This is a genomic window from Spirosoma lacussanchae (assembly GCF_005870035.1).
Lineage (GTDB): Bacteria > Bacteroidota > Bacteroidia > Cytophagales > Spirosomataceae > Spirosoma > Spirosoma lacussanchae.
This window is the reverse complement of sequence record NZ_SWJG01000001.1, coordinates 767,625-793,262: the sequence shown is the minus strand read 5'-3', so window position 1 is coordinate 793,262 and position 25,638 is coordinate 767,625. Positions and strand designations below refer to the sequence as shown.

At 58.0% G+C, this 25,638-nt stretch carries 19 protein-coding genes; 10 read left to right on the top strand and 9 right to left on the bottom strand.

Features of this window, described 5'->3' with window-relative positions:
- Positions 1–3 precede the first annotated feature (3 nt).
- Positions 4–1,251: an MFS transporter gene (locus tag FBR45_RS03275; RefSeq protein ID WP_138499286.1), complete on the top strand. Its 1,248-nt coding sequence runs from the start codon at positions 4–6 to the stop codon at positions 1,249–1,251.
- A gap of 2 nt (positions 1,252–1,253) precedes the next feature.
- Here the strand turns inward: FBR45_RS03275 and FBR45_RS03270 are convergent, their stop codons facing one another.
- Both FBR45_RS03270 and FBR45_RS03265 read right to left on the bottom strand, forming a co-directional pair.
- Positions 1,254–4,583, bottom strand: a complete 3,330-nt coding sequence (locus FBR45_RS03270) for a carboxypeptidase regulatory-like domain-containing protein (protein ID WP_138499284.1) — start codon at positions 4,581–4,583, stop codon at positions 1,254–1,256.
- 76 nt (positions 4,584–4,659) lie between these two features.
- Positions 4,660–4,956: a putative quinol monooxygenase gene (locus FBR45_RS03265; RefSeq protein WP_138499282.1), complete on the bottom strand. Its 297-nt coding sequence runs from the start codon at positions 4,954–4,956 to the stop codon at positions 4,660–4,662.
- 369 nt (positions 4,957–5,325) lie between these two features.
- Between FBR45_RS03265 and FBR45_RS03260 the strand changes: the two genes are divergently transcribed.
- From FBR45_RS03260 to FBR45_RS03235, 6 genes are all read left to right on the top strand, one after another.
- Positions 5,326–5,952, top strand: a complete 627-nt coding sequence (locus FBR45_RS03260; protein ID WP_138499280.1) for a cupin domain-containing protein — start codon at positions 5,326–5,328, stop codon at positions 5,950–5,952.
- A gap of 446 nt (positions 5,953–6,398) precedes the next feature.
- Positions 6,399–7,334 (top strand): ring-cleaving dioxygenase, encoded by a 936-nt coding sequence (locus FBR45_RS03255; protein WP_138499278.1) that lies wholly within the window; start codon positions 6,399–6,401, stop codon positions 7,332–7,334.
- A gap of 60 nt (positions 7,335–7,394) precedes the next feature.
- Entirely contained in the window at positions 7,395–8,396 is a 1,002-nt protein-coding gene (locus tag FBR45_RS03250; RefSeq protein ID WP_138499276.1) for a type I glyceraldehyde-3-phosphate dehydrogenase, read from the top strand.
- A 63-nt stretch (positions 8,397–8,459) separates the two neighbouring features.
- Positions 8,460–8,759, top strand: a complete 300-nt coding sequence (locus FBR45_RS03245; protein ID WP_138499274.1) for a hypothetical protein — start codon at positions 8,460–8,462, stop codon at positions 8,757–8,759.
- Between the two features lie 41 nt (positions 8,760–8,800).
- The gene (locus FBR45_RS03240; RefSeq protein WP_129600788.1) at positions 8,801–9,274 is read left to right on the top strand and encodes a Dps family protein; all 474 of its coding nucleotides are present in this window, start codon (positions 8,801–8,803) and stop codon (positions 9,272–9,274) included.
- 214 nt (positions 9,275–9,488) lie between these two features.
- Entirely contained in the window at positions 9,489–10,391 is a 903-nt protein-coding gene (locus FBR45_RS03235) for a helix-turn-helix transcriptional regulator (RefSeq protein ID WP_138499272.1), read from the top strand.
- Between the two features lie 31 nt (positions 10,392–10,422).
- Here FBR45_RS03235 and FBR45_RS03230 read toward each other — a convergent pair whose 3' ends face one another.
- Both FBR45_RS03230 and FBR45_RS03225 read right to left on the bottom strand, forming a co-directional pair.
- Positions 10,423–12,777 carry a tetratricopeptide repeat-containing sensor histidine kinase gene (locus FBR45_RS03230; protein ID WP_138499270.1) on the bottom strand — a complete coding sequence of 785 codons (2,355 nt, stop codon included), beginning with the start codon at positions 12,775–12,777 and terminating at the stop codon, positions 10,423–10,425.
- Between the two features lie 47 nt (positions 12,778–12,824).
- Entirely contained in the window at positions 12,825–14,897 is a 2,073-nt protein-coding gene (locus FBR45_RS03225) for a sigma 54-interacting transcriptional regulator (protein ID WP_138499268.1), read from the bottom strand.
- Between the two features lie 457 nt (positions 14,898–15,354).
- Between FBR45_RS03225 and FBR45_RS03220 the strand changes: the two genes are divergently transcribed.
- On the top strand, positions 15,355–15,831 hold the full coding sequence (locus FBR45_RS03220; RefSeq protein ID WP_138499266.1) for a nuclear transport factor 2 family protein: 477 nt from the start codon (positions 15,355–15,357) through the stop codon (positions 15,829–15,831).
- A gap of 244 nt (positions 15,832–16,075) precedes the next feature.
- On the opposite strand, the gene FBR45_RS26555 is transcribed toward FBR45_RS03220, so the two are convergent.
- Positions 16,076–18,256, bottom strand: coding sequence for a sensor histidine kinase (locus FBR45_RS26555; protein ID WP_246082091.1), 2,181 nt, complete (start codon positions 18,254–18,256; stop codon positions 16,076–16,078).
- 126 nt (positions 18,257–18,382) lie between these two features.
- Between FBR45_RS26555 and FBR45_RS03210 the strand changes: the two genes are divergently transcribed.
- Entirely contained in the window at positions 18,383–19,354 is a 972-nt protein-coding gene (locus FBR45_RS03210) for an aldo/keto reductase (RefSeq protein WP_138499265.1), read from the top strand.
- 14 nt (positions 19,355–19,368) lie between these two features.
- Here FBR45_RS03210 and FBR45_RS03205 read toward each other — a convergent pair whose 3' ends face one another.
- Positions 19,369–21,381, bottom strand: a complete 2,013-nt coding sequence (locus FBR45_RS03205) for a type 1 glutamine amidotransferase family protein (protein ID WP_138499263.1) — start codon at positions 21,379–21,381, stop codon at positions 19,369–19,371.
- A gap of 253 nt (positions 21,382–21,634) precedes the next feature.
- Entirely contained in the window at positions 21,635–22,339 is a 705-nt protein-coding gene (locus FBR45_RS03200; protein WP_138499261.1) for an SDR family oxidoreductase, read from the bottom strand.
- A gap of 106 nt (positions 22,340–22,445) precedes the next feature.
- On the opposite strand from FBR45_RS03200, the gene FBR45_RS03195 reads away from it, so the two are divergent.
- Positions 22,446–23,363 (top strand): tryptophan 2,3-dioxygenase family protein, encoded by a 918-nt coding sequence (locus tag FBR45_RS03195; protein ID WP_138499259.1) that lies wholly within the window; start codon positions 22,446–22,448, stop codon positions 23,361–23,363.
- On the opposite strand, the gene FBR45_RS03190 is transcribed toward FBR45_RS03195, so the two are convergent.
- Both FBR45_RS03190 and FBR45_RS03185 read right to left on the bottom strand, forming a co-directional pair.
- Entirely contained in the window at positions 23,364–23,894 is a 531-nt protein-coding gene (locus FBR45_RS03190) for a YdeI/OmpD-associated family protein (protein ID WP_138499257.1), read from the bottom strand.
- A 191-nt stretch (positions 23,895–24,085) separates the two neighbouring features.
- The gene (locus FBR45_RS03185) at positions 24,086–25,636 is read right to left on the bottom strand and encodes a phosphatase PAP2 family protein (RefSeq protein ID WP_138499255.1); all 1,551 of its coding nucleotides are present in this window, start codon (positions 25,634–25,636) and stop codon (positions 24,086–24,088) included.
- Positions 25,637–25,638 lie beyond the last annotated feature (2 nt).

Below are 25,638 nucleotides of genomic sequence, written 5' to 3'. Positions count from 1 at the left end.
AGCATGTCTACCCCACCTCCCGTGCGCGACCGCCGACTCATTCATATTTACGCGATTATTTTCATCGACGTGGTGGTAGGGTCGGCTATCGGGCCGGTGCTGCCCGAGTTTGTGAAAGGACGCCCGCAGCCGCAGCTCTGGCTGGCGCTCGGTACGGCGCTCTTTCTGGGCGTGCAGCTCTTTTCGGCCCCGCTGCTGGGCAAACTATCCGACGGCTACGGACGCCGACCGATCTTCATCGTGTCGGCCGTGGGTACGTTTCTGGCCGACTGTCTGCTAATTCCCATCACCCTGGGCTCGCAACTGGCCAACCGGTTCAGCGACGGCCTGACCAACGGCATGTACGCTACGGTGCGTTCGGCCATTACCGACATTTCGCCCAAAGAGGAGCTATTCCGGAATCTGGGCATCGAAGGAGCTATTCTGTCGCTGGGGTTCGTAATCGGGCCGGCCGCGTCGGGCCTGCTGCTGACGAGCTTCGACGTGGTTGAAGGTGATCAGGCGCGGGTGGTGGTCATCATGGCGGTCGTTCTGTCGGCGGTAAATATGCTGCTCAGCTATACCCTGCGCGAAACCCACGCCAACCCGTCGGGGGTTTCGACCGAGGCTCTGAAAACGGAACTGATCAACTCGCTCAACGTGTGGCGCATCTGGTCACGGCTGTCGGCGAAAGACCGGAAGTACCCCGGCCTCAAGCGGCTGGTGCTGATGCAGCTGGCGCTCACCATGAGTACGGGCTACTACTTCTATTTCGTAACCTTTGCCAGCTTTGGGGCGCTCCAGCTCGATGCCAAGGGAATTTCTTACTTCTTCATGTATTTCGGTGCCCTGAGCGTGGGGATCAACTACGTGTTCTACACCTATTTCGCCGACCGCATCAACCAGCGCCGGGGCATTATCTGGTTTGCCGTGCTGGGCGCGCCGGTCCTGGCTGGCTACGGCTTTATCGGCGATTCGGTCCTGTGGCTCTACATCCTCGTCACAATCGACTGCCTGACGCTTTCGCTCATTCAGGGCCTGATTGAAGGGCTGATGGCGCAGCGCACGACCGACGAAGACCGGGGCGAAGTGTTCGGGATCAACCAGGCGTTGCAGGGGCTGGCCAGTTTTGGCACGACGGTGGTTTTCGGGGCGTTGTCGCTGCTCGATTTGCGGCTCCCGTTCGGCTGGTTCGCCATCTGCCTGGCGCTGGTGGCCTGGCTGGCGTGGCAAACCCGGCCCACCCCAGCAACCGAAACCAGCCCGAATTAACCTTACTGCACCTGAATAAGTTGCGTGGCCGCTACCGGCCGGCCGTCCTGGGTTATGCCCTGAACCGTTACCCGAACTGTCCGAACCACATCCGAGAGCGGGAACAGCAGGCGCGTTTGCCCGTTGCTGTCGGTCTGGGCAATGGGTTTCCAGTAGAGCACATCCCGCCGGTCAACGGGGCTCCCTTCGGCGGGTGCGACACCAGCCTCGTAACGCGGCACGGTAAACGCCGGCGGCACAGACGGGTAACCGATCAGCTGGAGCGATTGCGCGGTCTTTTGCCGACCCGGTCCGCTGGGTTCCGAAGCGCTTCGTTTGGAATAGAACGCAATGACCCCGTTGCCGCCCCGAACCCCGTACATCCCTACCGACCCCGCGTTTTTCAGTACTTCAATCCGTTCAATATCGTTCGGACTGAAGCCAAACAGCGCTGTGGATGGGTCGCCGGTAATGGGCATACCGTCCATCAGATAGAGCGGTTCCGTACTGCTCTGCAGGCTGTTGATACCCCGTATCGTAACGGCATACCCATTGGACGACTCGCTGGATGCCAGCTGCATGACCGACACCCCCGACACCTGGCCGCGCATCATCTCGTACAGGTTCGAAAACTGGGTGGTATTGCCCGAAAACGTAACGGTAGCGTCGGCTTTTCCGTGGAGGCTCATGCCCCGAACCGCATCGCGGGGGTCGGCCTGCTTCCGCGCGCTTACGTTCACCTCGGCCAGCTGACGGGCTGCTTTCTGCCGATACTGCCCCGGATCGGCCTCCTGCCGGAGCCGGGCCGCAGCCAGCACCGCCGACAGCCGTTCCCAGTCGACGAGCGTATCGGCGCTGGTTCGCGGCCAGATCATGCCGGGGCGCTGTAGCACCAGCCGGGTATCGGTAACGGGCAGACTTTTAAACTGCCGGTCGGTAAACTGCACCAGTAGCGGCAGAGTATCTTTAACGGCCAGCCCCGCCAGCCGGAAACGCCCCTGCTGATCGGCTCCAACCGAGTTGACAAAATACTGGGCCGCACTAGTCGATGCCACGACCAGCTGCGCATCGGGTATCGGCAACCCGGCCGCATTCAGCACCTGTCCCATTATCGACACCCCACCCAGCCAGCCGGCGTCGTGGATGCCCCCCATGCGTCGCCATTGTTGCCGCGCCAGCTGCTGGCTGAGCCGCTGGTGCAGGTCGGGCCGGTTCGTTTTCAGATAGTCGTTGGATAGCCGGATGGGTTCGCTCAGCTCACCGGTAAGAAACAGATGCGTGGGCAGGTCGTCGGCAGCGGTATCGGGCGGAACCTGGTCAGCGTCGGTGATCGACACGGATAAAGCGGCTACGGCTGGCCGGCCACCGTCGTTGAGTGAAATGGTGAGCGAAACCGACTCGCGGGGCTGGTAGCGGGCTTTGGGTGTCGTCATGGTCACGGCTACGGGCGGCAACCGATCCGGCACAACGACCAGCCGTTCGGCCTGCAGGCGGGCCACATCGTTATACAGCCGCAGCTGAACCAGCCCCGGCGGCAACCGGAGAACGGGTATGCTCAGCTGCGCACGACCGGCCTGTAGCAGCACTTTCTGCTGATCGACCAGCTGTCCCCGTTGCTGAATGAGGAGATACACCGAATCTGGCCGCTGTTGCGCGCCCCCATCCATGGTAATGGCGAGTCGGCTGGTATCGGTGCTGAGATCGACCGACAGACTCAGCCCATTGGTTCTGGCGGGCTCGGCCACAACCTGTTTTGCCATGGCGGTTTCCCGGGCGGGTCTGGCCGAGCGGTCGAGCGCATTGTAAATAGCGACCGAACGCTCGAAGGCGGGCCGAAACTGCCTATCGTCTTCGTCAGTATAAACGCGCAGCCGGTACAGGCCCGACCCCAGCGTATCCGACAGCCGGAAGTTACCCACGCCCCGCCCCTCGGCTACGTGGAGCCACTGGTGCTGCACGAGTTGTCCGGAAGGGGTCAGCAAATCGGCCTGGGCGGCTGTTTCGCCGGCCGGGCGCCGATGGGTGGGCGTGTCGAGCAGGTAGACGCTGAACCAAAGGCGGTCACCGGTCAGGTAAAACGGCTTGTCGATGTGGGCATAGGCCGTCGGGCCCAGCTGCCCATAATGACTCGTAAAATCGGCGGCAATCCGCTCCAGTCGCTGATCAGGTGGCAGCAGCTTCCCCTGTGTTATGAAAGTCTGGCTCGCTTCATCGCCTGGCTGGGTTTGGCCCGGCAGCCCGGTTAGTTTCCAGTCGGCGGGCATCTGGGTCGACAACCGATCGTCGGCGAGCGATCCGGAGGCTTCCAGCCCGTTGGGAACGGTGATCAGCCCATCGGTCGCCAGCTGGCTCCATCCCTGGGGCAGGGTCAGCTGCGAGTAGGCGTAGCGGGCATCGCGATAGGGTGAAAAGGTAGAGGTAGCCCGCGTATAGAAAACGACCAGCGGGCGGGCCGTTTCGAGCCGCCGTTCAAACGGCAGCCTGCCGGGCTGAATCAGCGTAGCCACCGTAACGGGCGTTAGCCGTTTGTATTTGTGTATGGCCTCGTACAGCAGCGGCTGCCCATTGATGGGGCCCATGGGTTTGGTAATGTCTTCGTAGTAGACCTGAAAGTCGTTCTGTTCGTGCGTACCGCTGATGAGGCTGGCCATCAGATGCCGCAGCGACCCCAGATAAGCCTGCATCCGGTTCCGGTGGTAACGCTCGGCCTGTCGGTCGTCGGCGGGGGTCAACGGCTCGAAGCGGCTTGCTCCGGCATAATACACCTTGACCAGACTTCCGTCGAAGCGCTGAAGATCGTAGTAGAGTCGGTAGCCCAGGGCCTGATTCTCGATGATGAGCGGAGCGGTAGCGGTAGCGATCAGGTGTCCTTTTTCTTCCGTAAACGACAGCACGAAGCTGTTGGTAATCTGGCACTGGCTGCCGAACGGATCGCCCAGGAGCTGCCGCCTAAACTGGCGAAACTGCCGCTCCCAGGTCCGGTTCTTGCGGTTGGCCCGCACCGTCACGTCGGCCAGTACCCGGCTGTCGGGCGTGAGCGCGAAGGCGAGGGTAGCTGGTCTGGCCTGATCGAGCCGCAACGTTTGCCGCGCCGTTTGATAACCCAGAAACGACGATACGACCTCAATGGTACCGAGGGGCACATTCGGCAGGTCGAACCGCCCCTGCTCGTCGGTAGTGGTGCCGCGCGTTGTTGCGTTCAGGTACACACTGGCAAACGGCAGGGGCTTGCCGGTAGCCGCATCGGTTACGCGCCCCGACAGGCTGGTTGTCTGCGCCAGTCCCGACCTGACCAGGAGCAACAGGCCAACCGCCAGAAAAGCAATGGTTCTTGAATAAGAGTGACCCGCCATACGAATAAACTGCTGGTAAACTGCTGGTTATTCTCAAAAGTACAGCGGGTGAGTATTTTTACTTAACCCCAGTACGTCAGGGCAGTACTTCCAGCTTCTCGCCCGAAAAGGCCAGCGCTTTTTCGGCGAAGAGGACTTTGGTAGCAGCCCAGGTCGTGCGGAACAGCGCGCTCTGCCGATAGGCCTCCAGGGCGTCGGCAGAGTCCCAGAGGCTGTAGGTCATACGCACCGCGGGATGGTCAGGGTCATGCAGGAGCTCGAGGTGGCGGTTGCCGGGAAAAGCCCGGATGTGGTGTTTCGACCGATCGAAGATAGCCTGAAAATCAAGCAGGGCATCTTCCCGAAAGGTCATGCGGACAAGGCGAACAAGCATAGCGAATCGGTGACGACAGCCCCGGATACCGGTTGTTTTACCTGCGCAGTACCTGGTAGCTGTATGTTTTCTGGTTGCAAGGTAACACCTCTGTGCCAACGCTACCAGCCTTACCGGTCTGTATGTCACTCATGACCCCGTCGGTATGCCGCTGGAGGAGCCGTATAACCGTATGCGGCTGTACTTCACGACTCTTTAACTTACCCCGTTTCAGACCCGGCACTGTTTTTGTACACATCATCTTGTATCCATATAGAATAACCTCACTTTAAGCGCTTCTTTTTCCGTTTCAGCCGACCATCGGTTGCCAGCAACCGGACCGCGACGGACTTTTGCCAGCACTGACACAACCCGGAACTAACTACTACCATGTCATTTACTTACCCGCATTCCGTTGAAAACAGTACTGGCGAAACGCTGATTTTTCACCAGGTCATTCCCGAACCCGATGGCGACCGCGTGGTTGGGGAGAACTTCGTAGCCCCGGGCTCTGGCCCACCTATGCATGTACACTGGCTACAGGATGAAGGCTTTACGGTCCTTAGCGGAATCATAGGCTACCAGCTGGCCGGCCACAAAGAGCAGTATGCGCAGGCAGGTGAGACTGTCGTGTTCAAACGCGGTGTACCGCATCGATTCTGGAACGCGGGTACCGACCCACTGCACTGTAGTGCCTGGCTCAAGCCTGCCAACTCGATTGTCTTTTTTTTATCGGCCCTTTTTGCCGCTCAGAAGAAATCAGGTAGCCCTCGCCCGGAAGCCTTCGACGCGGCTTATCTGCTGACCCGATATGCCGACGAATACGCCATGCTGGAGGTTCCCTGGCTTGTCAGGCATGTTCTGATGCCCATTACGTACCGGCTGGGAAAACTGCTGGGTCGGTATGAGCACTTCAAAGACGCCCCAGAACCGCTGAAACGGGCAACCCGTCTACGGCAGTCGGCTGTTTCGACCACTATTGTCCAGTCGAAACAAACGCTGCCGGCTACGCACTAGCATCAGTTCCGACTGGGCTATGGCCGGGCATAACTGGCTCATCAGTCAATTATCACGATCTGCTTTTCATCCCTGCGGGTCAGGACAGGCCGGGTCATCTACTGGGCATCGAAATTGGTAACGAATAGAGTACGGAGCACCACCTGTCTACCCAGACTGGACAAGCGACGAACCAGATGGTCGAAACGGTTTCGTAAGCCTATGAAACCTTAGATACCACGGCTGAATAGTGGCAACAACGCGGCTGTCTGACCAGCAACCTTACCTGCACCCTCGGCCCGGCAAAACAGGGTCTGCTTTGGGATAAACCGCTTTTTTTACCGGATAACCGTCAATTCGTACCAGTTCCGCAGGCTGCCCCGCCGGTAGCTTTGTCTCATCCATTTGGGTCAGGCACTTCCGTTTGCCCGATTGGCAACCATCGATCGACATTACTCGGAACAGGTATGGATAATCGCATTTTAGGTCTTCATCATATTACGGCCATCGCCAACAGCGCCCAACGCAACTACGACTTTTATACCCGCGTGCTGGGCCTGCGGCTGGTCAAGAAAACGGTCAACTTCGACGATCCCGGTACCTACCATTTTTACTACGGCAACGAAGAAGGCACACCGGGTACCATCCTGACGTTCTTTCCGTGGGAGGGCATCGGGCCGGGTAAAAACGGCGTCGGTATGGCCACCGAAATCGGCTATTCGGTACCCGTCGGGAGCCTCGACAGCTGGGCCGAACGGTTCCGCGAAACAGGCGTCGTTACGGGCGAACGGGCCGAACGGTTCGGAGCACGCTACCTACCCTTCAAAGACCCCGACGGGCTGGCGATCAGCCTGATCGAGCATCCCGACAGTCGGCCCGCCTGGGAAACCGAAGCCGTTCAGCAGGCTATGGCAACCCGGGGGTTTCACAGCATAACCCTGACACTACAAACGGTAGATGCCACAGCACGCATACTGACCGACCTGTTCGGCTATGAGCTACAGGCGCAGGATGGCAATCGCTATCGATTCGGTACCGACGCCATCGACACAGCGTCGATTGTCGATCTGCTCGAAGAACCTAAAGGCCCCATAGGCCGCAATGCCGCCGGCACTAATCACCACGTTGCGTTTCGGGTGGCCAACGAGGCTATTCAGATGGCGCTCCGCGATAAAATTTTGAGCCAGGGCCTGTCGATCACCCCCAAAATAGACCGCGACTACTTTTTCTCGCTCTATTTCCGCGAGCCCGGCGGGGTGCTGTTCGAGATAGCCACCGACAATCCCGGCTTCACTGTCGACGAACCCCTGTCGGCCCTCGGCTCGTCGCTCCGGCTCCCGAAACAATATGAAGCCTCACGAGTGCACATCGAGAAGACCCTGCCTGTACTGACCACCACCTGAGGGTTGGTCGACCTGTTTTTCCCAGCCTCTTTACTCATCAATCACCAATCCTGACTGCGTATGGCCACGATAGCCTTATACGGATTTGGCCGCATTGGCCGACAGTTTCTGCGTATAGCTCTGCAACATGACCTGTTTACGCCGGTTGCCGTGGCCGATATCCGCGACGAAGCAACGCTGGCAGCTCTGTTTGCGGTCGATACCAACTATGGGCGCTGGCCCGAAGCCGTTACCGGACGGGCCGGTACGCTACAGATCGGCGATCGCAGCCTGCCCTACATCAACTCAATGCAGGAAGTACCGAACTGGGGCGCGCTGGGCGTCGATCTGGTCGTTGACTGTACGGGTCGGGCTACTACCCGCGCCGGGGCCCAGGTTCACCTGGATCGGGGCGCCCGCTACGTACTCATCAGCGCCCCCAGCAAGACCCTGGCCGACTGCGATGCCGTCCTGCTCAAGGGAATTAATCTGGATACATTCGACCCGGCCCGCCATCACCTCATCAGCATGGGCAGTTGTACAACCAACGCCCTGGCTGCGGTGGTGAAGGTAATCCGGGAGAGTTTCGGCATTCAGTACGGTCTGTTTTCGACGGTACACTCGTACACGAACACCCAGTCGCTGACCGATCAGCCGATGAAAGACCGGCGTGACTCCTGGGCCGCAGCCGAGAATATCATTCCTTCTTCGTCAGGAGCCGCCCGGGCGTTGCAGTTTATCTGGTCCGATCTGAAAATTACGGGCAAAGCCTACCGCGTTCCGACCCGAACAGGCAGCATTGCCGAGCTGAATCTCATTACCGAAAAAGACTGTACAGTGCAGAACGTCAACGACGCGTTTCGCCAGGCCGCTACCGAGGGACCACTGAAGGGGGTTCTCGACGTACTGGATGGCGAATGGGCCTCGTCGCGGATTGTGGCCGATCCTCACTCCTCAATCGTTGATTTACCCCTGACCGCCAAAGAAGGTAATCTGCTGTCGGTAGCCACCTGGTACGACAACGAGTGGGGCTTCGCTAACCGCCTGGCCGAAGTGGCTGCGTTTCTGGTCGATCGCATCTAGCCGACCGCATCTAGCCGACCGCATCTGGCCGACCGCAAATTTTCTAATCAACACCCGCGCACCATGGGACAACTCCATTACGATACCGTTTCGGAGGCCGTTGCTGCCTTACAGAAACAGGGGTTCACGACCGATTTCCGACTCGAGCAGGACCGGCTGGTCTGCCCGGTGGCGTCCTTTGGCGCCGATGAGTTTACGATCGTCGACATCTACCGCTACGAGGGCGATACCGACCCCGCCGACGAAGCCAGCGTCTACGCCATCGAGTCCCGGTCGGGATTGAAAGGGATACTGGTTACCGGCTACGGCGCTTCGGCCGATGCGGTATCAACCACCCTGCTCGAAAAGCTTCATAGCCGATAAATTCCATTCCTGGTCTCCCCCACGACAACAACCAGATTCTTATGAAAACAACTATTGGTATCTCGCCCGAAAACCGCGAAGTCGTTGCGCATCAGCTGGCCATACTGCTGGCCGACGAATTTGTACTCTACACCAAAACCCTCAATGCCCACTGGAATCTGGAGGGTATCGACTTTCACTCCGTACACCGTTACTTTGAAGAGCTTTACACCCAATCGGCCGACATGGTCGACGATGTGGCCGAGCGCATCCGGCAACTGGGCCACTATGCTCCCGCTACCCTGAAAAATTTCCTGCAACTCACCCACCTGACCGAGCAGGACGAAGATGGCAATGACAGCCGCAGCCTGATCAGAAAATTACTGGCCGATCACGAGAGCCTGATCGAGTTTATTCGGGGTACGATCAACGAATTTCAGGAAGCCCATCACGATGCCGGTACGAGCGATTTCGTTACGGGACTGATGGAAAAACACGAGAAAATAGCCTGGATGCTGCGGTCCCATCTGCGCTGAATAACTACAAAAAGAGACAGCAGCCTCCAGAGAGAGCCTCCAAAAAGAATGCGACTCTCCAGAATAACTGGAGGTTGCTGCCAGACTAACAATAGAATAAATCCTTAACAACCAACAGATTACCCCAAAAACAGCCCCATTTTTCAAACTGGCATTTTCTTGGCAATGTAGTTCGTACTGGCCGGGTCAACCTCCCCTCCGAACTCTTCGCTTTATGAAACCAAATACGCAACACGGGCTCCTCGACGTACAGCGATTCGAGGCAAGTCACTGGCCGCTGGCCGGTCGTGCGCAGCGCCAGTTCAAGCTGATCCTGATCCGGGCCGGCTATGGCTATCACTGCATCAACGGCAATCAGTTTCCCTACCGGTCCGGCGATATTTTTTTTCTTGGCCCGGTAGACAACCACTCTTTCCTGATCGATCAGCCGACCTCGTTCTGCGTACTCTCCTTTACGGAGTTATACCTCTCTCGCCTGTCGGCAAGCGGTCGGGAGGCCTGGCCGCAACTAAGCGAGCAGAGCCAGCTGGTCAGCCAGCCGTTCGCTGGCAGTATTGTCAGCAACACGACAGAACAGCAGCACCTGAGCGCGCTGGTCGATATGGTCCAGGCGGAACAGCTCAACCACGGGCATTTGCTGGCCAACCCCATTGTGGAGTCGCTGATGAAAACGATTGTCAGTCTGATAGACCGTCAGCTGGCGCGGCATCCGATGCGGCTCCCGACGCCGAAGAATGCCGCGCCATCGCTGATCCGGCGCATGGGTGCTTATATCTGTCATCATATTACCCAGCCCGATCGGCTCCGCATCGACAAGATGGCCGATGTCTTTCATTATTCGCAGAGCCACCTAAGCGCGCTCTTCAAGCAACAGGCGGGTGAGTCGATTCAGCAGTACATTATCCGGTACAAGCTCCAGCTGGTAGAAGCCCGGCTGCGGCTGAGCAACATGACCGTTTCGCAGATTGCCGACGAGTTTGGCTTTACCGACATCTGTCATCTCAACAAACTGTTCAAACAGCGGTATCAGACAACCCCTACCTCCTACCGCAGGCGGGTGCAGGTGTCGGGGCTGATCGACCCTACCTACGCCCATGACACTTTTGATGCTGTCTGACCACTCCGCCCGGATCGACCGAACCGATTGGTCATACGCCGACTATTGGCTGTTGCTCTATTTTTTCTTCCGCAAAGGTCAGGCTGATCTGTACGCCGTTGGCCTGGCTGATCTGGAGGTTGCCGCCAAGCTGCTTGCTCAGCCCCCGAATCAGGCTCATGCCCAGCGTACGACTCCGGTTCGGGTTCAGGTCGGGGGGCAGGCCGACCCCGTCGTCTGCCATGACAAGCCGGTAGGTCTTTTTGTCGAGCACTACGAAGTCGATGCGGATGAGCCCACTTTGCTGACCCGGGAAGGCGTATTTGAGCGAGTTGGTGATCACCTCATTGATGATCAATCCCAGCGGAACGGCCAGCGTAACATCCAGATCGACCGGGGCGATGGCGAGTTGTTTCTGCACCGTATCCTGCCGCGCAAAGGTCGTCAGCAGGTACTCGACAATATCGGCGATGTAGGCCCTCATCGAGATCGTGGAAAGCCGCTCGGACTGGTATAGCTTCTGATGAATGAGAGCCATCACATGTACCCGGTTCTGGCTTTCGCGGATGGCCGACAGGGCGGCTTTATCTTTCAGGTAAACGCCCTGCGAATGAAGCAGGCTGCTGATGATCTGCAGGTTGTTCTTGACCCGGTGGTGAATTTCCTTGATCATCCATTCTTTCTCGTCCAGCAGACCTTCTTTTTCATCGAGCAGGCTGTCTTTGTCCCGGATGAGTATTTCCTTTTCGGCCAGAATCCGCTCCAGCGATTCGTTTTTACGGTTGATTTCGAGCTGTTTGGCTTCCAGCAGCTGGTTGCTGCGCCGTTTCAGCCGGTACTGGCTGTAGCTGAGTCCCAGCAGGCCGAGCAGCAGAACGGTGCCGGACAGTATGCCGTTGCGGGTGGTCTGGGCGCGGGCCAGCTCGTTCTGCTGCTGCTGAATCTGCTGCACTTTTTTGGCGGTGGCATACCTCACTTCCAGCTCAGCCAGCTTCCGGGTTTTGGTAACGGTAAAAATACTGTCGTTCAGCGCCTTGTGCTGCCTGAAGTGATCAATAGCCGAGAGGTAGTTACCTTCGATAGAATCGACCTTGAAGAGCATGTAATGAATATCCTTGACGGTCGAGAGCGAGTTTTTCTGTGGATTATACGACAGCGCCTTTCGCAGATAAAACCCGGCCTTTCTGACATCGTTGCGCGCCAGATAAAACTTGCCGACGTCCTGCTGCACCTTCTGCGACATCTCGAAGTCACCGCCCGATTTTTTATAGTGGGCCACCGCCTGGAGGTAGTAGCGTTCGGCCAGGTCGTATTTTTTCAGATCATCGTAGCAGTAGGCATAGCTCTGGGCCACGCATCCGTTCTGAATGTTGTTGATTGTCGGAATCTCCTGAACCAGATTGGTGATCAGCCCCAGCGCTTCGTAGGTTTTCCGGTGCGCAATCAGATCCCGCACCAGCTGGCTGGCTGCGTTGTACAGCGAGAAATTGGGCAGCTTTTCCTGACGCCATTGCTCGAAGCTCTTCCTGTACCAGTAGATACTCTCGCTCTGATGCCCCAGCTCCATGTACATCTGCGCTAGCGTACCGTAAAAAACGGCCGCCGACAGCGTATCCTGGGTCCGGTTCATGCTTTCCAGACACTGGAGCGCATAAAAGAGCCCTTTGTCGAAATTACCTTTCAGCCGGTTCACGCTGGCCAGACTGTTGTAGGTATAATGCAGCTTGGGGTACTTCAGCTGTTTATAGCGCCTGAGTACGTCGGTAAAGGCCTGTTCGGCCACGTCGAGTTCGCCAAAGTCCATATGCAGCGACGCTGCCTGCTCCATCACCTGCACTTCTTTCGGCTGATTACCGAGCTTTTTGTACAAAGCAGCGGCCTGTCGATAGTACGCAAAGGTTTCCGGGTAGTTCTTGATGATGTACCGCGTACAGGTCGCAAAACGCAGCGTAGCTTCGGCCTCGGTTTGCAGGTCGCTGGTTCGGCGGCAATCGTCGATCAGGTTAGCAAAAAGTGCCTTGCCCAGCTTTACATTCCCCCGTTCAATGTAGGCAACGACCAGCAGGCTCTGAGCATCATGCTGGTCGTTTACCCGATGCAGGGCGTTGCTGAGCTCGTTGGCCTGCTTCAGGTAGGTTATCGCACTATCCAGGTCGCGGGTAACCTCGCCCGCCTTATACACCTGAAACTTACCCAGCTCGATCAGCGCGTGGAGCCGGTTGGTGTCGGGCCCACTGTTGTTGAGCTGAACCAGCAGCTGGCTCGCCATTTTGCGGGTAATGTTCTGCGCATCGGCGGGCCGGGCCGCCAATGCCGCTAACGCCAGGCCACACAAAAGCAGCCTCGCTCCCCGTTCTGGTCCGGGCAGTTGCCTGATGAATCGAAAAATAGCAGCAGACTCAGCCATGGGTTATGTTTTTAGCAGAATGGCACCGGCAGTAAGACATAACGGACTTAGCGATCACCCGACGAAGAGGTCGGAAACTGGGTGGCCAGCACTTTCCGGATGCCCAGTTTCTCCATCCGGTATTCCAGCGTTGTGGGCTTCAGATTCAGCCGTTCTGCCGCCCCCCCGCTTCCCCGGATACGGCCGTTGGTTTGCTTCAGCACCGACAGGATGTACTCCCGTTCGGTATCCTGCTGAATCTGTTTCACATCCTGTAAATCCCGGGGCGCCGACATGGCGGACTGCCCCTGAGCCGGATAATCGCTGGCAGACGGCACCCGGGCTACCGGGCAGCTCATAGCCAGCAGACTGTTGACCAGCGGCCGCCCCAGGCTAAGTGGTGTGTAGCCGTCGTTGATGATAACGGCCTGCTCAATGACGTTTTCCAGCTCCCGGATATTACCCGGCCAGTTGTGCCGGATCAGCTCGTTCAGTGCGGCATCGCTGATGCCGTGGTAGGGTTTGCCCAGTTTGCGAGCCGATTTCTGGGCGAAGAACTGGGCCAGCAGGGGTATATCGCCCGGTCGTTCGCGCAGCGAGGGCAGCGTAATCGGGAAGGTAGCCAGCCGAAAATAGAGGTCCATCCGGAAGCGGCCTTCGGCTACTTCTTTCTCCAGCTGCCGGTTCGTAGCGGCAATGACCCGCACGTTGGTTCGGATGGGCGTTTTGCCGCCCAGGCGTTCAATTTCTTTCTCCTGCAACACCCGCAGCAGCTTGGCCTGAAGCTCCAGCGGCATCTCACCAATTTCGTCCAGAAAGATGGTGCCACCCTGCGCCAGTTCGAACTTGCCGATCCGCTTCTCGAAGGCGCCCGTAAACGCGCCTTTTTCGTGGCCAAACAGCTCCGATTCGATGAGGGTAGCCGGCAGCGCAGCGCAGTTGATCTTGACCAGAATTTTATCTTTCCGCGCCGACAGGTTGTGCAGCGCCCGCGCAATGAGCTCCTTGCCGGTGCCGCTCTCGCCCAGAATCAGTACCGTAGTGTCGGTATTGGCCACCTGCGTAACCTGATCGAACACCTGCAGCAGCCGTTGACTGCGCCCGATGATTTCTTCGAAGTTGACCAGCGTTTTTACTTCTTCCTGCAGATAGGTGTTCTCCCGTTTGAGCTGTTCGCTGAGCCGGGCCACTTCTTCGAACGCAAAAACGCGCTCCAGCATCAGCACAATGGGCTGTTCGAGCCGCTCGAGCAGGTTACTATGCCGCGACTGGTAGACATCGGCAGTACGGCTCATGAACGTGATCACGAACCGGTCGATCTGCCCCAGCTGCAGCGGCATGATCAGCGCCGACTCCAGCCGAAAGGCAGCCGCCAGGGCCTGCACCCGCCGATTCCGTTTGCCCAACGCGGCAAAGGTATCGGTGCTGTAGCGCGCCGGTCCGTCGGCAACTGAGTCGGCCGGTACCTGGGTCAGCTCGCCGACGGTTGTGCTGGTTACCTGCCGCAGATCGTCGAGGCTGAGGGTCTGGTATTCGTCGAACCCGACCCGGTAAAAATTGAAGCTGTGCGCCGTTCCGTTTTTCTGGTAGCTGACGGTCAGGAAATCGAACGGTACGTGCGGCTGAAATACTCGGGCTGCGCTCAGCAGCTTCTGTTCCCAGCTCACCGGCTCCGAAAGCGCATCCGTCAGCGCAATCTGAAGCGCCTTTTCTTCGCGAAGCCTTAGTTCAGCACTGTGCGCCTGGCGGTACCGACTGATCTCCAGCGTAGTTAGAATGTCTTTCTCCCGAAATGGCTTAACAATATACCCAATGGGCTGAGTGGCTTTTACGGCTTCGAGCACCCGCCGGTTGTCGTTGGCCGATATATAAATAAACGGAATGCCGCGTTCCTCCAGCTGCTTGGCCAGGTCGATGCCGGTTTCGTGGCCTTTCAGGTAGATGTCAAGCAGGACGATATCGGGCTGCTCCTGCGCCATAAAGGCCAGGGCTTCGGCTACCGAGTCGGCAATACCGATGATGGAATAGCCGGCCTGTAGCAGAATGAGCTCCAGATCGTTGGCAATGATGTATTCATCTTCGACAATCAATAGTTTGCAGAACGATGTTGATGAAAGAGGAAGGCCGATGGATGATTGCATAGTCTGAAGAGCTTTATCTGAATATCGAATACAGACCGCGTTGTCGTCTGGCTAACAAGAATTATTCCCGTTCGTGGCCCGGCGCCGTTATCGCCGAAAAACCCCGGCCAGGCCAGCCGTTTTGTGTCCATATCTACTCATCACTGCTATAAATACGCGGCTAATCAGATCAAAAATAACAACTCTGCGCCACGTTACCGGAAATAATCGCTAGATGTATCCGACTGTCGGCAGAGCACCCGCTACGGGCTGTATGGAGAACTCCAAACATTCTGGAGTTCTCCATACCTGACGGCTCAACTTACTGGAGCTACCCAAACAGGCTATGCGCGTTATGAATTGACAATGAATAATTTATTCCTCCACCACCGTCTGTGTAAGATATAATTACTAACCGGAGAGGTTGGCACTTGGGTTGATGTAGGGTCTGGATAAAGCCCTTCCTTTTCAGATCGTTATGCCCACCTCCAGGCAGCTTATCGAAGTCGTTTATAGTGTGGCTACAGACAGCAATCTGAGCCGAATCCTGCCGATACTGGACGAGGATATCGTCCTGTATATGCCCGACTACATGTCGATCGGTGGCGAGTATCACGGGCGGAGGGGATTCCTTACCCTTATGTCGAGGGTGTACAAACGCTGGGAGCGCATCGAGCTCAGCGCGCTGGTATTCTTCATGCCGGACCATGACCCTCTCTCGAACGCGGTTGTAACAACGGGCCTGTTCAGCGGAACTCTCATCCCCGATAGCGAACCGGTCAGCCTGCCGTTTTTGCATTACTGGCAGCTCAAAGACGATAAAATAATCGCGCTACGGGCCTTTAGCTGGCATACCGCTCCCCTGCTCAATCGGTTCAGCCGGGACCAGACCCCGTTCAATAACGGCCCGTATACCTGGCCGAACGGGAAGCGGTCCAACGGATCAGCGCCCTGATCACAAGGTTCGATCGGGTACCAGCGGTAGCCCCGTTCGGCTACCGCATTCCGGATCACCCCGGCCCGTCAGGGCCATTATAGCGCAGCGTCGGTAGCGAGGGAATCAAATATCCGGCACCCCGGCCCGTAGGGCCTTTACAGCGTAGCGTCGGTAGCAGGCGGGCCAATCTGTTGTAATCAATCCCTCTTCCCTGATAATTCCTCTGCGCGGGCACGTACTGCATTGCGTATAAGGCACCGCGTTATTGGGTTCCTAGGGGCAGGCTGATGGTAAACTCGGTAAACTGCCCCTCTTCGGAGGTCACCGTAATGGTGCCGCCGTAGCCTTTGGTGATGATATCGTAGCTTAGGGACAGGCCCAGGCCGGTGCCCTCGCCGGTGGGCTTGGTCGTGAAAAATGGTTGAAACAGCTTGGGCAGCACCTCGTCCGGAATGCCGGTTCCATTATCGCGAATTTGCAGGCAGATGCAGGCATCGTACCCGCGAGTGGTTATGTGTAGGGTAGGCTGATAGCCCGGTTCAGCCGTTTGCTGCCGTTTGTGCAGCGCGTACAAAGCGTTGCTGAACAGATTGAGCAGCACCCGCCCCACCTCCTGCGAAACCACCGACACCAGCCCCAGGGTCGAGTCGAAATCCGTGACCAGTGCGGCCTCGAAGGCCGGCACCCGGGTCTGGAAACCCGTGTAGGCCAGCTTGTACGTTTCGCTGGCCAGCGCGTTCAGATCGGTAAGCTGTTTCTCACCGGCAATGCTGCGGCTGTGCTCAAGCATGCCCTTCACGATCGACGAGGCCCGGTTGCCGTGGTGGGTTATTTTTTGCAGATTTTGGGTCAGGTCGGCCAGCAGCTCGGCTTCCAGCGCCTGGTCGCGGTTGGGGCTCTGGGCTTCCTGCACCAGCTCCGTAACCAGCTCGGCCGATACTTCGGAGAAGTTCTTCACGAAGTTGAGTGGATTCTGGATTTCGTGGGCAATACCCGCCGTCAACTCACCAAGACTGGCCAGCTTCTCCCGTTGAATCAGCTGCGTCTGGGTGTCGCGAAGCTCAATCAGCGACTGATTGAGCTCTGCCGTCCGATCGGCTACCTGTTGCTCCAGCAGTTGGTTCTGATTGGCCAGCAGGTACTGCTTTTCCTGCTCCTGCGCCAGCGTTTGTGCTGACAGACGCCTAACGGCCTCAAACTGCTCCCGCAGGGCCTGGTACGTACGGGCATAGTCGCTGACGAGCGAAAACGACAGGCCTATCGGGATGCTAAACATCATCATCAGCCCCAGAATGGCCGTTGGCAATACCAGCCAGAACGAGGGCGGTGCCGTATCCGACAACCCGTTCAGCAGCTGGGCCACGATGTTGATACCGATGATGGCCAACAGTGAAAACAGCGAAAAGCGCAGCGATTTCCAGGGCAGATGGGAATCCGGATCGGGGTTTCGGCGCCGGGCCAGCCAGCTTACCCGCGTGTATTCGATCAGCACAACGATGAACGAAATCCAGGCCTTGCCATTGATAACGGAGTACAACACACAGCCATAGACCACCATAAACAGCAGAACAGCCATAATGAGCCAGAAAACAACTCCTAACCGCCGGCCCAGGTAGATATAGACCGATAGCAGCAACAAGCCGAGCGCCAGATTGACCATGACCCAGAAGCCCATCAGCAGCCCGGAGTCGAGAGTCAGCGTACCGACCTGACTACTGATCTGATCGATCAGAAAAATCAGCGCGAACGACAGCATGGTCAGGGCAAGCACCAGGTTGACCCGTTGGGATCGGTTAGCCCGGTAGAACAGCAGGTGTAGCAGGCTGAGTACCCCAAAAATACCCGCCAGCAAATACTCCATAGCGGCCGACTGAACCTGGTTGCTCATGAGTTCGACGGGGGCCCGGTCAGCCGTTTGGAATGACACCTGAAACGGCATTTTGTTCACGGAGTTGCCGATGATCGAGTCGCGCCGAAAGGTATAATGAACCGCGAGCGTATGTCGACTGGTATCGCTGATCGGAAGCGGCACGAAGGCAATCAACCGCTGTGAACCACCCGAATCGAACAGGGCCGGTTTCAGGGTAGCCAGCTGCTTTCCATCCAGGTAGACCTCCGATGCGCCAAACTGCCGGAACGTCATGACCAGTTCGTCTTTTTCGGGCCGCTGTAGCTGAATGATTCGGCGGAACCAGCCATGTCCCGCCTGCCAGAGCTTCGTGTTTTCTGTAATACGGATTCGGGGGCTGATTTTTTGCCAGTGTCCATGATCATAGGCCGGGTTGGCCCAGCCTGTACTATCACCAGCCCGAAACCGCCAGGCGTTTTTCCAGCCCACGTCAACCGACGAAAAATTTTCGATCACAATCGCCTGAGCGCGGGCGTTCAGGGAACCTGACAGAACAAAAAGGCACATACCTAAGCGGTAGAGGTATCGCATCATAAGGCAAAGAAAGTAGACCCGGTCAGCAAAACATTTTTACTGTATTTAGTTGTACAGCGTAGTATCTGCAGGTAGCCAGCGTCGCCAGACTGCGGCACCGCTCTGTATCTAAACCAATCCTATCGTATGCAATATCGCACATTCGGCCGCACTGGCTGGCAAGTTTCTGAAATCGGCTATGGCATGTGGGGCCTGGCGGGCTGGACCGGCTCCGAGCGCCCCCAGATCGAGCAGGCGCTCGACCGCGCCGTTGAACGGGGCTGTAACTTCTTCGATACGGCCTGGGCCTACGGCAACGGCCTGAGCGAACAGATTCTGAAAGACCTGCTGGCCCGTAACCGCGACAAACAACTGTACGTGGCCACCAAAATTCCGGGCAAAAACTTCAAATGGCCGTCCAAACCCGACTACGCCCTGGAAGACGTTTTCCCGGCCAGCCACATCATCGAATACACCGAAAAGAGTTTGAAAAACCTGGGCGTCGAAACGATTGACCTGCAGCAGTTCCACGTCTGGGAAGACGCCTGGGCCGACCAGGACGAATGGCAGCGGGCCGTAGAGCAGCTGACTCAGCAGGGCAAGGTACGGGCGTGGGGCATTTCGGTGAACCGCTGGGAGCCCGACAACTGCCTCAACAGCCTCCGCACCGGCCTTATCGACGCGGTACAGGTTATTTACAATATTTTTGACCAGAACCCCGAAGACAATCTCTTCCCGCTCTGCCGCGAGCTGAACCTCGGCGTTATTGCCCGCGTCCCGTTCGATGAGGGTACGCTGACGGGTACGTTCACGAAAGAAACGACCTTCCCCGCCGACGACTGGCGGTCGACCTATTTCGTACCCGAGAACCTCAACAGCAGCGTTGACCATGCCGACGCCCTCCGGCCGTTGATTCCGGCCGGCATGACCATGCCAGAAATGGCACTTCGGTTCATTCTCAGCAACCCCGATGTGCACACCACCATTCCCGGCATGCGTCAGCTCCGTAACGTAGAAGCCAACACGGGCGTCAGTGACGGGCAGGCTTTACCGGCCGAGCTGGTAAACGCCCTGAAAGGCCACCGCTGGGACCGTACCCCGACCGAGTGGAGCCAGTAGGTAACGCGTGTCCGTCAGTCAACAACCAGTACGGAGTGTAGCGTCAGTTGCGGAACCGTTACGGTAGCCACGCCATTGGCATAGCGCATCGGCAATGACCGGCCTTCCGGTTGCTGTACGATGCGCTTTGGCTTTTTGTCGGTCCGCACCCGAACGGTCAGGTTGGTCAGGGGCGGCACTTCATCGTACGTAAATACCCGGGGGTCGGCATGTCGACCCCCGGTATTGATCAGGTTGACTGTCAGCCGATTGTTATGCCGACTGGGTACCACATGAACCAGGCGCGACCCACTCACCTCCACGATCGGGTTCGGCAGCAGCGGCCGGGCCAGACCCGCCAGAAAGTCACGCAGTTTGGTCGACTGGTGGGTGCGGTAATCGGTGCTCAGGTCGGCATACACGGCCGTTATCCGCCCCTGCCCGAATGGTGTTTCGGTAGCCGCTACGCCAGTTACTGACCCAGCCGTTGCCGAGCTGTGGAGCTGCGCCACCGGCCGGGTGTGGGCGCCTGTAAGCTGAACGGGCAGAAACGGACCCGCCAGCACGACCGACTGCCCGCTGGCCTCCACCCGCCGGGGGCCGTTCAGCACCGACCCCGTTGGCAATACGCCCAGTTCAGCGGCAAACTGACGGGTATTGGTAGCGCCGATGATGAGCAGATGGCCGCCCTGTTCTGCGTACGTAAGCAGCTCTTTCCGAAACGACGGGTCGAGCGAATCCTGCTGCGACAGCACAATGACCGGGTACTGCTGCATACGGCCGCGCAGATGATGCTCTGACAGGATTTCTACCGGTAGCTGTGCATCGAGCAGGGCCGTCAGTATGCCATTGATGCGCTGGGTCTGGCCACCAAACAGTGACTGGCTGGTGGCTCTGACCGTGGTATTCGAATACAGCAGCGCCACCTGCGGTACGGCTACGCTCCCCTGACAGAACGGTTGTCGGGCTCTGACAAACCGGCCCAGTTCAGCCATAACCGGCAGGTCGCCCAGCGGTAGTGAGCCGTCGCGCTGCTGCTGGTAGTAGGCCTGAAACCCGCCCCCCAGCGACAGCACTTCGGCCGCTTCCTGCATGAGGTGAACGGCCGTTTTCTGATCACCCTGCCGTGGCGGGCCAAATTCGTACCAGAATCCCCACGACATTAGATCCCAGGGTTTCCTGTACAACTGCCCCTGCGCGGCCAGGATACGCCCTTCTAGGGCGGCCGAGTTTACGCTGTTGCCCGGCGTCAGATCGCCCGATAGGTAATCGACGTTGGTGGTGATGGGCTCGGGCATCATGGATGAGTAAGCCCAGTTGGAAGCAATCTGGAACGTGGGCCGATGACGGTGTACTTCGTCGACGTAATGGCCGATGTACTGGATAAACGACTCGCGGGCCATATTCTTAAACAGGTCGTAGCCAGGATCATTGCTGGAGCGCGGAACGGATTGCAGCCCCGTTGTGGTCCGGAACCGGTCGAGCGCAGCGGGCGAATAGTCGGGTACCGTGGCCCAGCACTCGCCATCGACCCAGACACCATCGGCTCCATAGTCGGCCAGTTCGCGGAGCTGCGGAATCAGCAACGAATCGGCGTAGGGGCCATAGACCGATGCTTTCGACAGGTCGGTGCTGCCGTCTGCTTTCCGGGCGGCCCAGCCGGGATACTTGGCCAGTGCGGCATCGTCATATACGCCCGAATAATGCAGATACAGACCCACGCCGTGCTTTTTAGTGATGGCCCGGTAGAAGGCCAGCGGGTCGTTAGCAATACGGGGCGCTACCGAAGCTGTAGCCACCCGCGATGGGTAACTACTGATGCCGGGATGACCCTTGCAATCGACCTGGATAAAGTCGGGCTTAACGGCCGCCAATAGTGAATCGATCTTTTTCTCGGAGAGGTTTCGGCCAATCAGCGAATCGTTGGAGCCGGCATGGAAATCGAAATGAAGGCCAAAATACCGGCGTACCGGAGGCCTTCCGGAGGCTGACTGCGCCTGAAGTTGACCACAAAAAAAGGTAAGAAGCAGAACGGCAATAACTCTCATTGCTGACGTATTGGTTTGTATAGACAACGCCCGGACCACCCGGAACCTCACACCCTCTGTCAACAATTCGCGCTTACCCGATCAGACCCGGCTGCTATTCTAAAGCAAAATCGAGCCATAACTAACTATGCTTCAGCTGCTTATTTTTCCCGGAAAACAGAAAGTTTTTTTAACGAATCAGCGCCATAAACGGAGCGAGGTGGCACGACCCAACGGCATGCCACCTCGCTCCCCAGCGGATACGGTCGGTCACCTAATACTCCTGCTCCAGGGGGTGAACCATGAACTCGTCGATCACGACATGGGCGGGGCGGCTGATGATGAACAGCATCGACTCCGCCATGTCTTCGTTTTTGAGCCAGTTGGTCGAGGTTTCGTGACCGTGCCCTTTGGCGTGGAAGTGCGAATCGACCAGGCCCGAATAAACCCCTGACACTTTGATACCAAACGGACGAACTTCCTTCCGCAGTGCGCCCATGAACGCTTCCTGCGCGTACTTGCTGGCCGTATACAGCGATCCACCCGCAAACGTTCGCTTGGCCACATCGGACGCTACGATGACGATATGGCCCGATCCCTGCGCCTTCAGCGTAGGCAGAGCCGCTTTGGTCAGTACGAACGTGCCTTTTACGTTGGTAGCCATCAGCGCATCCCACTCCTCAACCGTCAGCTCGTCCACGTTTTTGAAGACACCGTACCCGGCGTTGTTGATCACCACATCGATCCGGCCGAACCGGTCGAGGGCAGTTTGTACAACGGCGGCCATGTCGGCCTCGCTGGCTACATCACCGGCAACGGCAACAATATTGGTATGTTCGGCTTCCAGCGTTTTCAGGTCATCGGCATTGCGGGCGGTTACGACTACGTTCGCGCCGTTTTTAGCAAGCAGCAGCGCCGTGGCCCGGCCAATACCGCGCGAGGCCCCCGACAGAATGATGGTTTTGTTTTCGACAGTCATACGTTAGAATTTTGACTGCAAAGAACGCAAAGGTTGGCGCAACCGTCGCAAAGAAGTTCGGGACTGACGACCTTTGTGGCCTAAACCAATCCTTCATCCGACCCCTATGCACGATTCCTTATCCGATAAACTCACGCAGCTGGAGCAAAAATTTGCGGCCATGGGGCAGGACATGAGCGCCTACCTCGAAGGCCTCCTCCAGGCCGATTACCTGACCTATTGGGATTATATACACCTCGACACGCTGCTATCGCTGCAAAACCCCAAAACGGCCTATCCGGATGAGCTGATCTTCGTGACCTACCACCAGATTACCGAACTGTACTTTAAGCTGATCCTGCACGAGATCGCGCAGATTGCCAATGCCGCCCCGCTGACGGCCGACTTTTTCACGGCACGCATCCAGCGCATCAACCGCTACTTCGGCCTGCTCGAAGAATCGTTTGGTGTCATGATTACGGGTATGGAACGCGAACAGTTTTTGAAGTTCCGCATGGCCCTGCTCCCCTCAAGCGGCTTTCAGTCGGTCCAGTTCCGCGAGATCGAGATTGTATCGACCACGTTCTGGAACCTGCTGATGGACCCACCCGCCAACGCTACCACCTTTAGCGAACAGTACGACGCTATCTACTGGAAACGGGGCGCCACCGAACTGGCTACGCAGCAAAAGACGCTGACACTAAAACAGTTCGATCAGCAATACAGCGGTCGGCTCATCCGGCTGGCCGAAGCCTATCAGTCGAGAAACCTGAACCAGCGCCTGCTCGATCTGGAACAGGCCGGCGACGCCACCGACGAGTTGCGGTCGGCCCTGCGCGAGTACGACCAGCGGGTGAACGTCCGCTGGAAACTGGCTCACCTGCGGTCGGCGGTGCAATACCTGCAGAAAGCCCCCGACGACATCCGGGCTACGGGCGGCACCAACTGGCAAACCTACCTGCCACCGGCGCAGCAGCAGCGCATGTTTTTCCCGACCTTGTGGCCGGCTGATGCGCTACAGACCTGGGGTAAGCACCTCCCTTGATCAGTCGTTGCGTAGCTTCTTGAAATACCGGACCATCTCGCCGTAGCCCAACCCCATCGACAGGCCCGTTACGGCCTGGGCAATGCGTTTGGTTTTGGTGTCGACAGTTTTAGCGTCCTCGATCCAGTTGCTGAAATAAGTCTGGTGGCCTTTGGGTAAGGTATTGAAGAACGCCAGGGCAGCTGGCTCATCGTCCAGGCAAGCCAGCAGGTCGGGCGAGAGCGGCATGGAGTCGGTATCCAGCGCCAGTTCGACCCGTACCGTAGCACCTTCTTCCTTGCGGATACCGCGTCGCATGTCGGCGTTGACGGGCATGATAAAAGCGCTGTCGGCACCGCCAGCCTGCCCCATTGGCAGCAGGGCGACGAATTTGATAACCAGCGCGTCGAGTGTGCCTTTCACCCGAAACGAGGTTCGCTGCCCCGGGCTGAGGGCGTCCGATACGTGGTTGGGGATCTCGATATAGGTCCAGCCGGTTTTTTCGCCTTTCTGCTCGAACCGCTGGAGCAGGGCGGTAAAGGTACAAGTCATAGAAAAATGGGGTGGGCAGCAGGGCCAACACCGATCACAAAAATAGGTCGCCAGCGCTACCACCCTACCCACTTCGGCGGTAAAGTGTCAGTAGTGTAAATGACTGACGGGGTTGATCCCGATGGCTGGCTGAAGAGCAGGCACCGGAATTAACCCCGTCAGTCGACGAAGCCAGTAAACCATACGATAGGCTACAGACCTGACCCGTCGGCCTTACCGCGCGATACGGCATAGGCGCCAATGTTTTTCCCGCAGATCAGCCCCGACTCACAGTCGGATCGAAAATGGATCATTCCATAAATACGCGACACGGAGGCTTCCTGCGCTTTGGCCATGAACTCGTTGGTTCGCTCCGGAAACACGTAGGAAAGCACCGCAGCCGCAGCCCCCGAAAAGGTCGAGTGGCCCGAGGTATAGCTGGGGAAGTTGGGTAATCCTACCGATGTTTTCACGCCAAACTGCTGCGGGCGGGGGGTGTAATAATAGAACTTGGTTTCCCAGCAGCACACGCCCGCATCCTGAAGCGCCGTACTGACCAGAGCCAGCGTTCGGGCCATCCGTATCTCACTGAAGCGTGCTTCGTGGGCCGCATCGGCAGCGGTGCGGGCCCAGTGACCGGGCGGAGTATAGCTACCGGCTCCGTCGGCCCAGAAGTTGGCGATGCGGGCCTGCTCACGCGTCTGGTTTTTCTGGATAGCCTGTAGCTCGGCCAGTTCTTTCTTGAACTGGTCGCTGCCCGGCAGCGGAGCCGGACCGGGCCGTAGCTTCACGAGCGTAGCGCGGTCAAAGTTCCAGAGCGATACAGCGCCGTAGTTGGGCAGCATCGGCGGCCGGGCCGGAGACTCCTGGCTGACCCATACGTCGGCCAGACCCCGTGCTTTGGCCGCTTCGATCATCGCAGCCGTTACGGTCTGGTTATTCGACGCACTCATGCCATCGGTCCGGGCGCGGGCCATTACCTTAGCACCCACCTGACTGCCGAGGTCAGCACCAGCGGCCAGGTCGCTCTGCACGTTCATGCCCGCCCACAGCCGACTCTCGCGGTGTTCGGCCAGTTTGGCATCCAGAAAAGGCCCTTCGCCCGGAAACATGGCCTTCAGAATAGTATAGGACGCCGTCGCCACAACCGCGTCTTCAGACGGGTAGGCAGGCAGCGCCGATACCGGCAGGGCTACCCGCACCGAAGCGTCTGTCTTCGAAGGGGCTGTCCGTTTAAAGGCGTATTTATAATGCCAGGCTGCTACCAGCGCGTCGTACTGGGCTACGCTCAGGTACGCCAGGGCGCGGGCTGTATAGGGCGGGTTGGCAAACGGAAATTTCGGATCGGCCAGCGGATTGGCTGCGTCCGGAATGGGATACTTACCGTCGGCGTTCGACGCGGGCGGCACGTTGTAGCGGGCCGCGAGTTCGCGGGCTATTTCGTTCCACCGGTATACCGCACCGGCGCCCCAGTATACTACCGCTTCCTGCTGCTGCCGGGTCAGGCTGGCTGATTTGGTTTTCAGATCATTCAGCTCGGCCAGATAGGCGGCCGACGAGGTAGAGGCCGGAGCCGCCACGGTAACGTCGGTTGGCGCGGTCAGGATGTATGTTTTCCAGCTACCCGCTTTGGCATCAACATCGGCAGGCGTGTAGGCCACCCGTTGTGGTTCTTCAATGGTTTTATCGCAGGAGGTCAGCACAGACGACAGTCCCAGCACCGACAGACCGGCTATCAATAGAATACGCGTACTAGATTTCATGA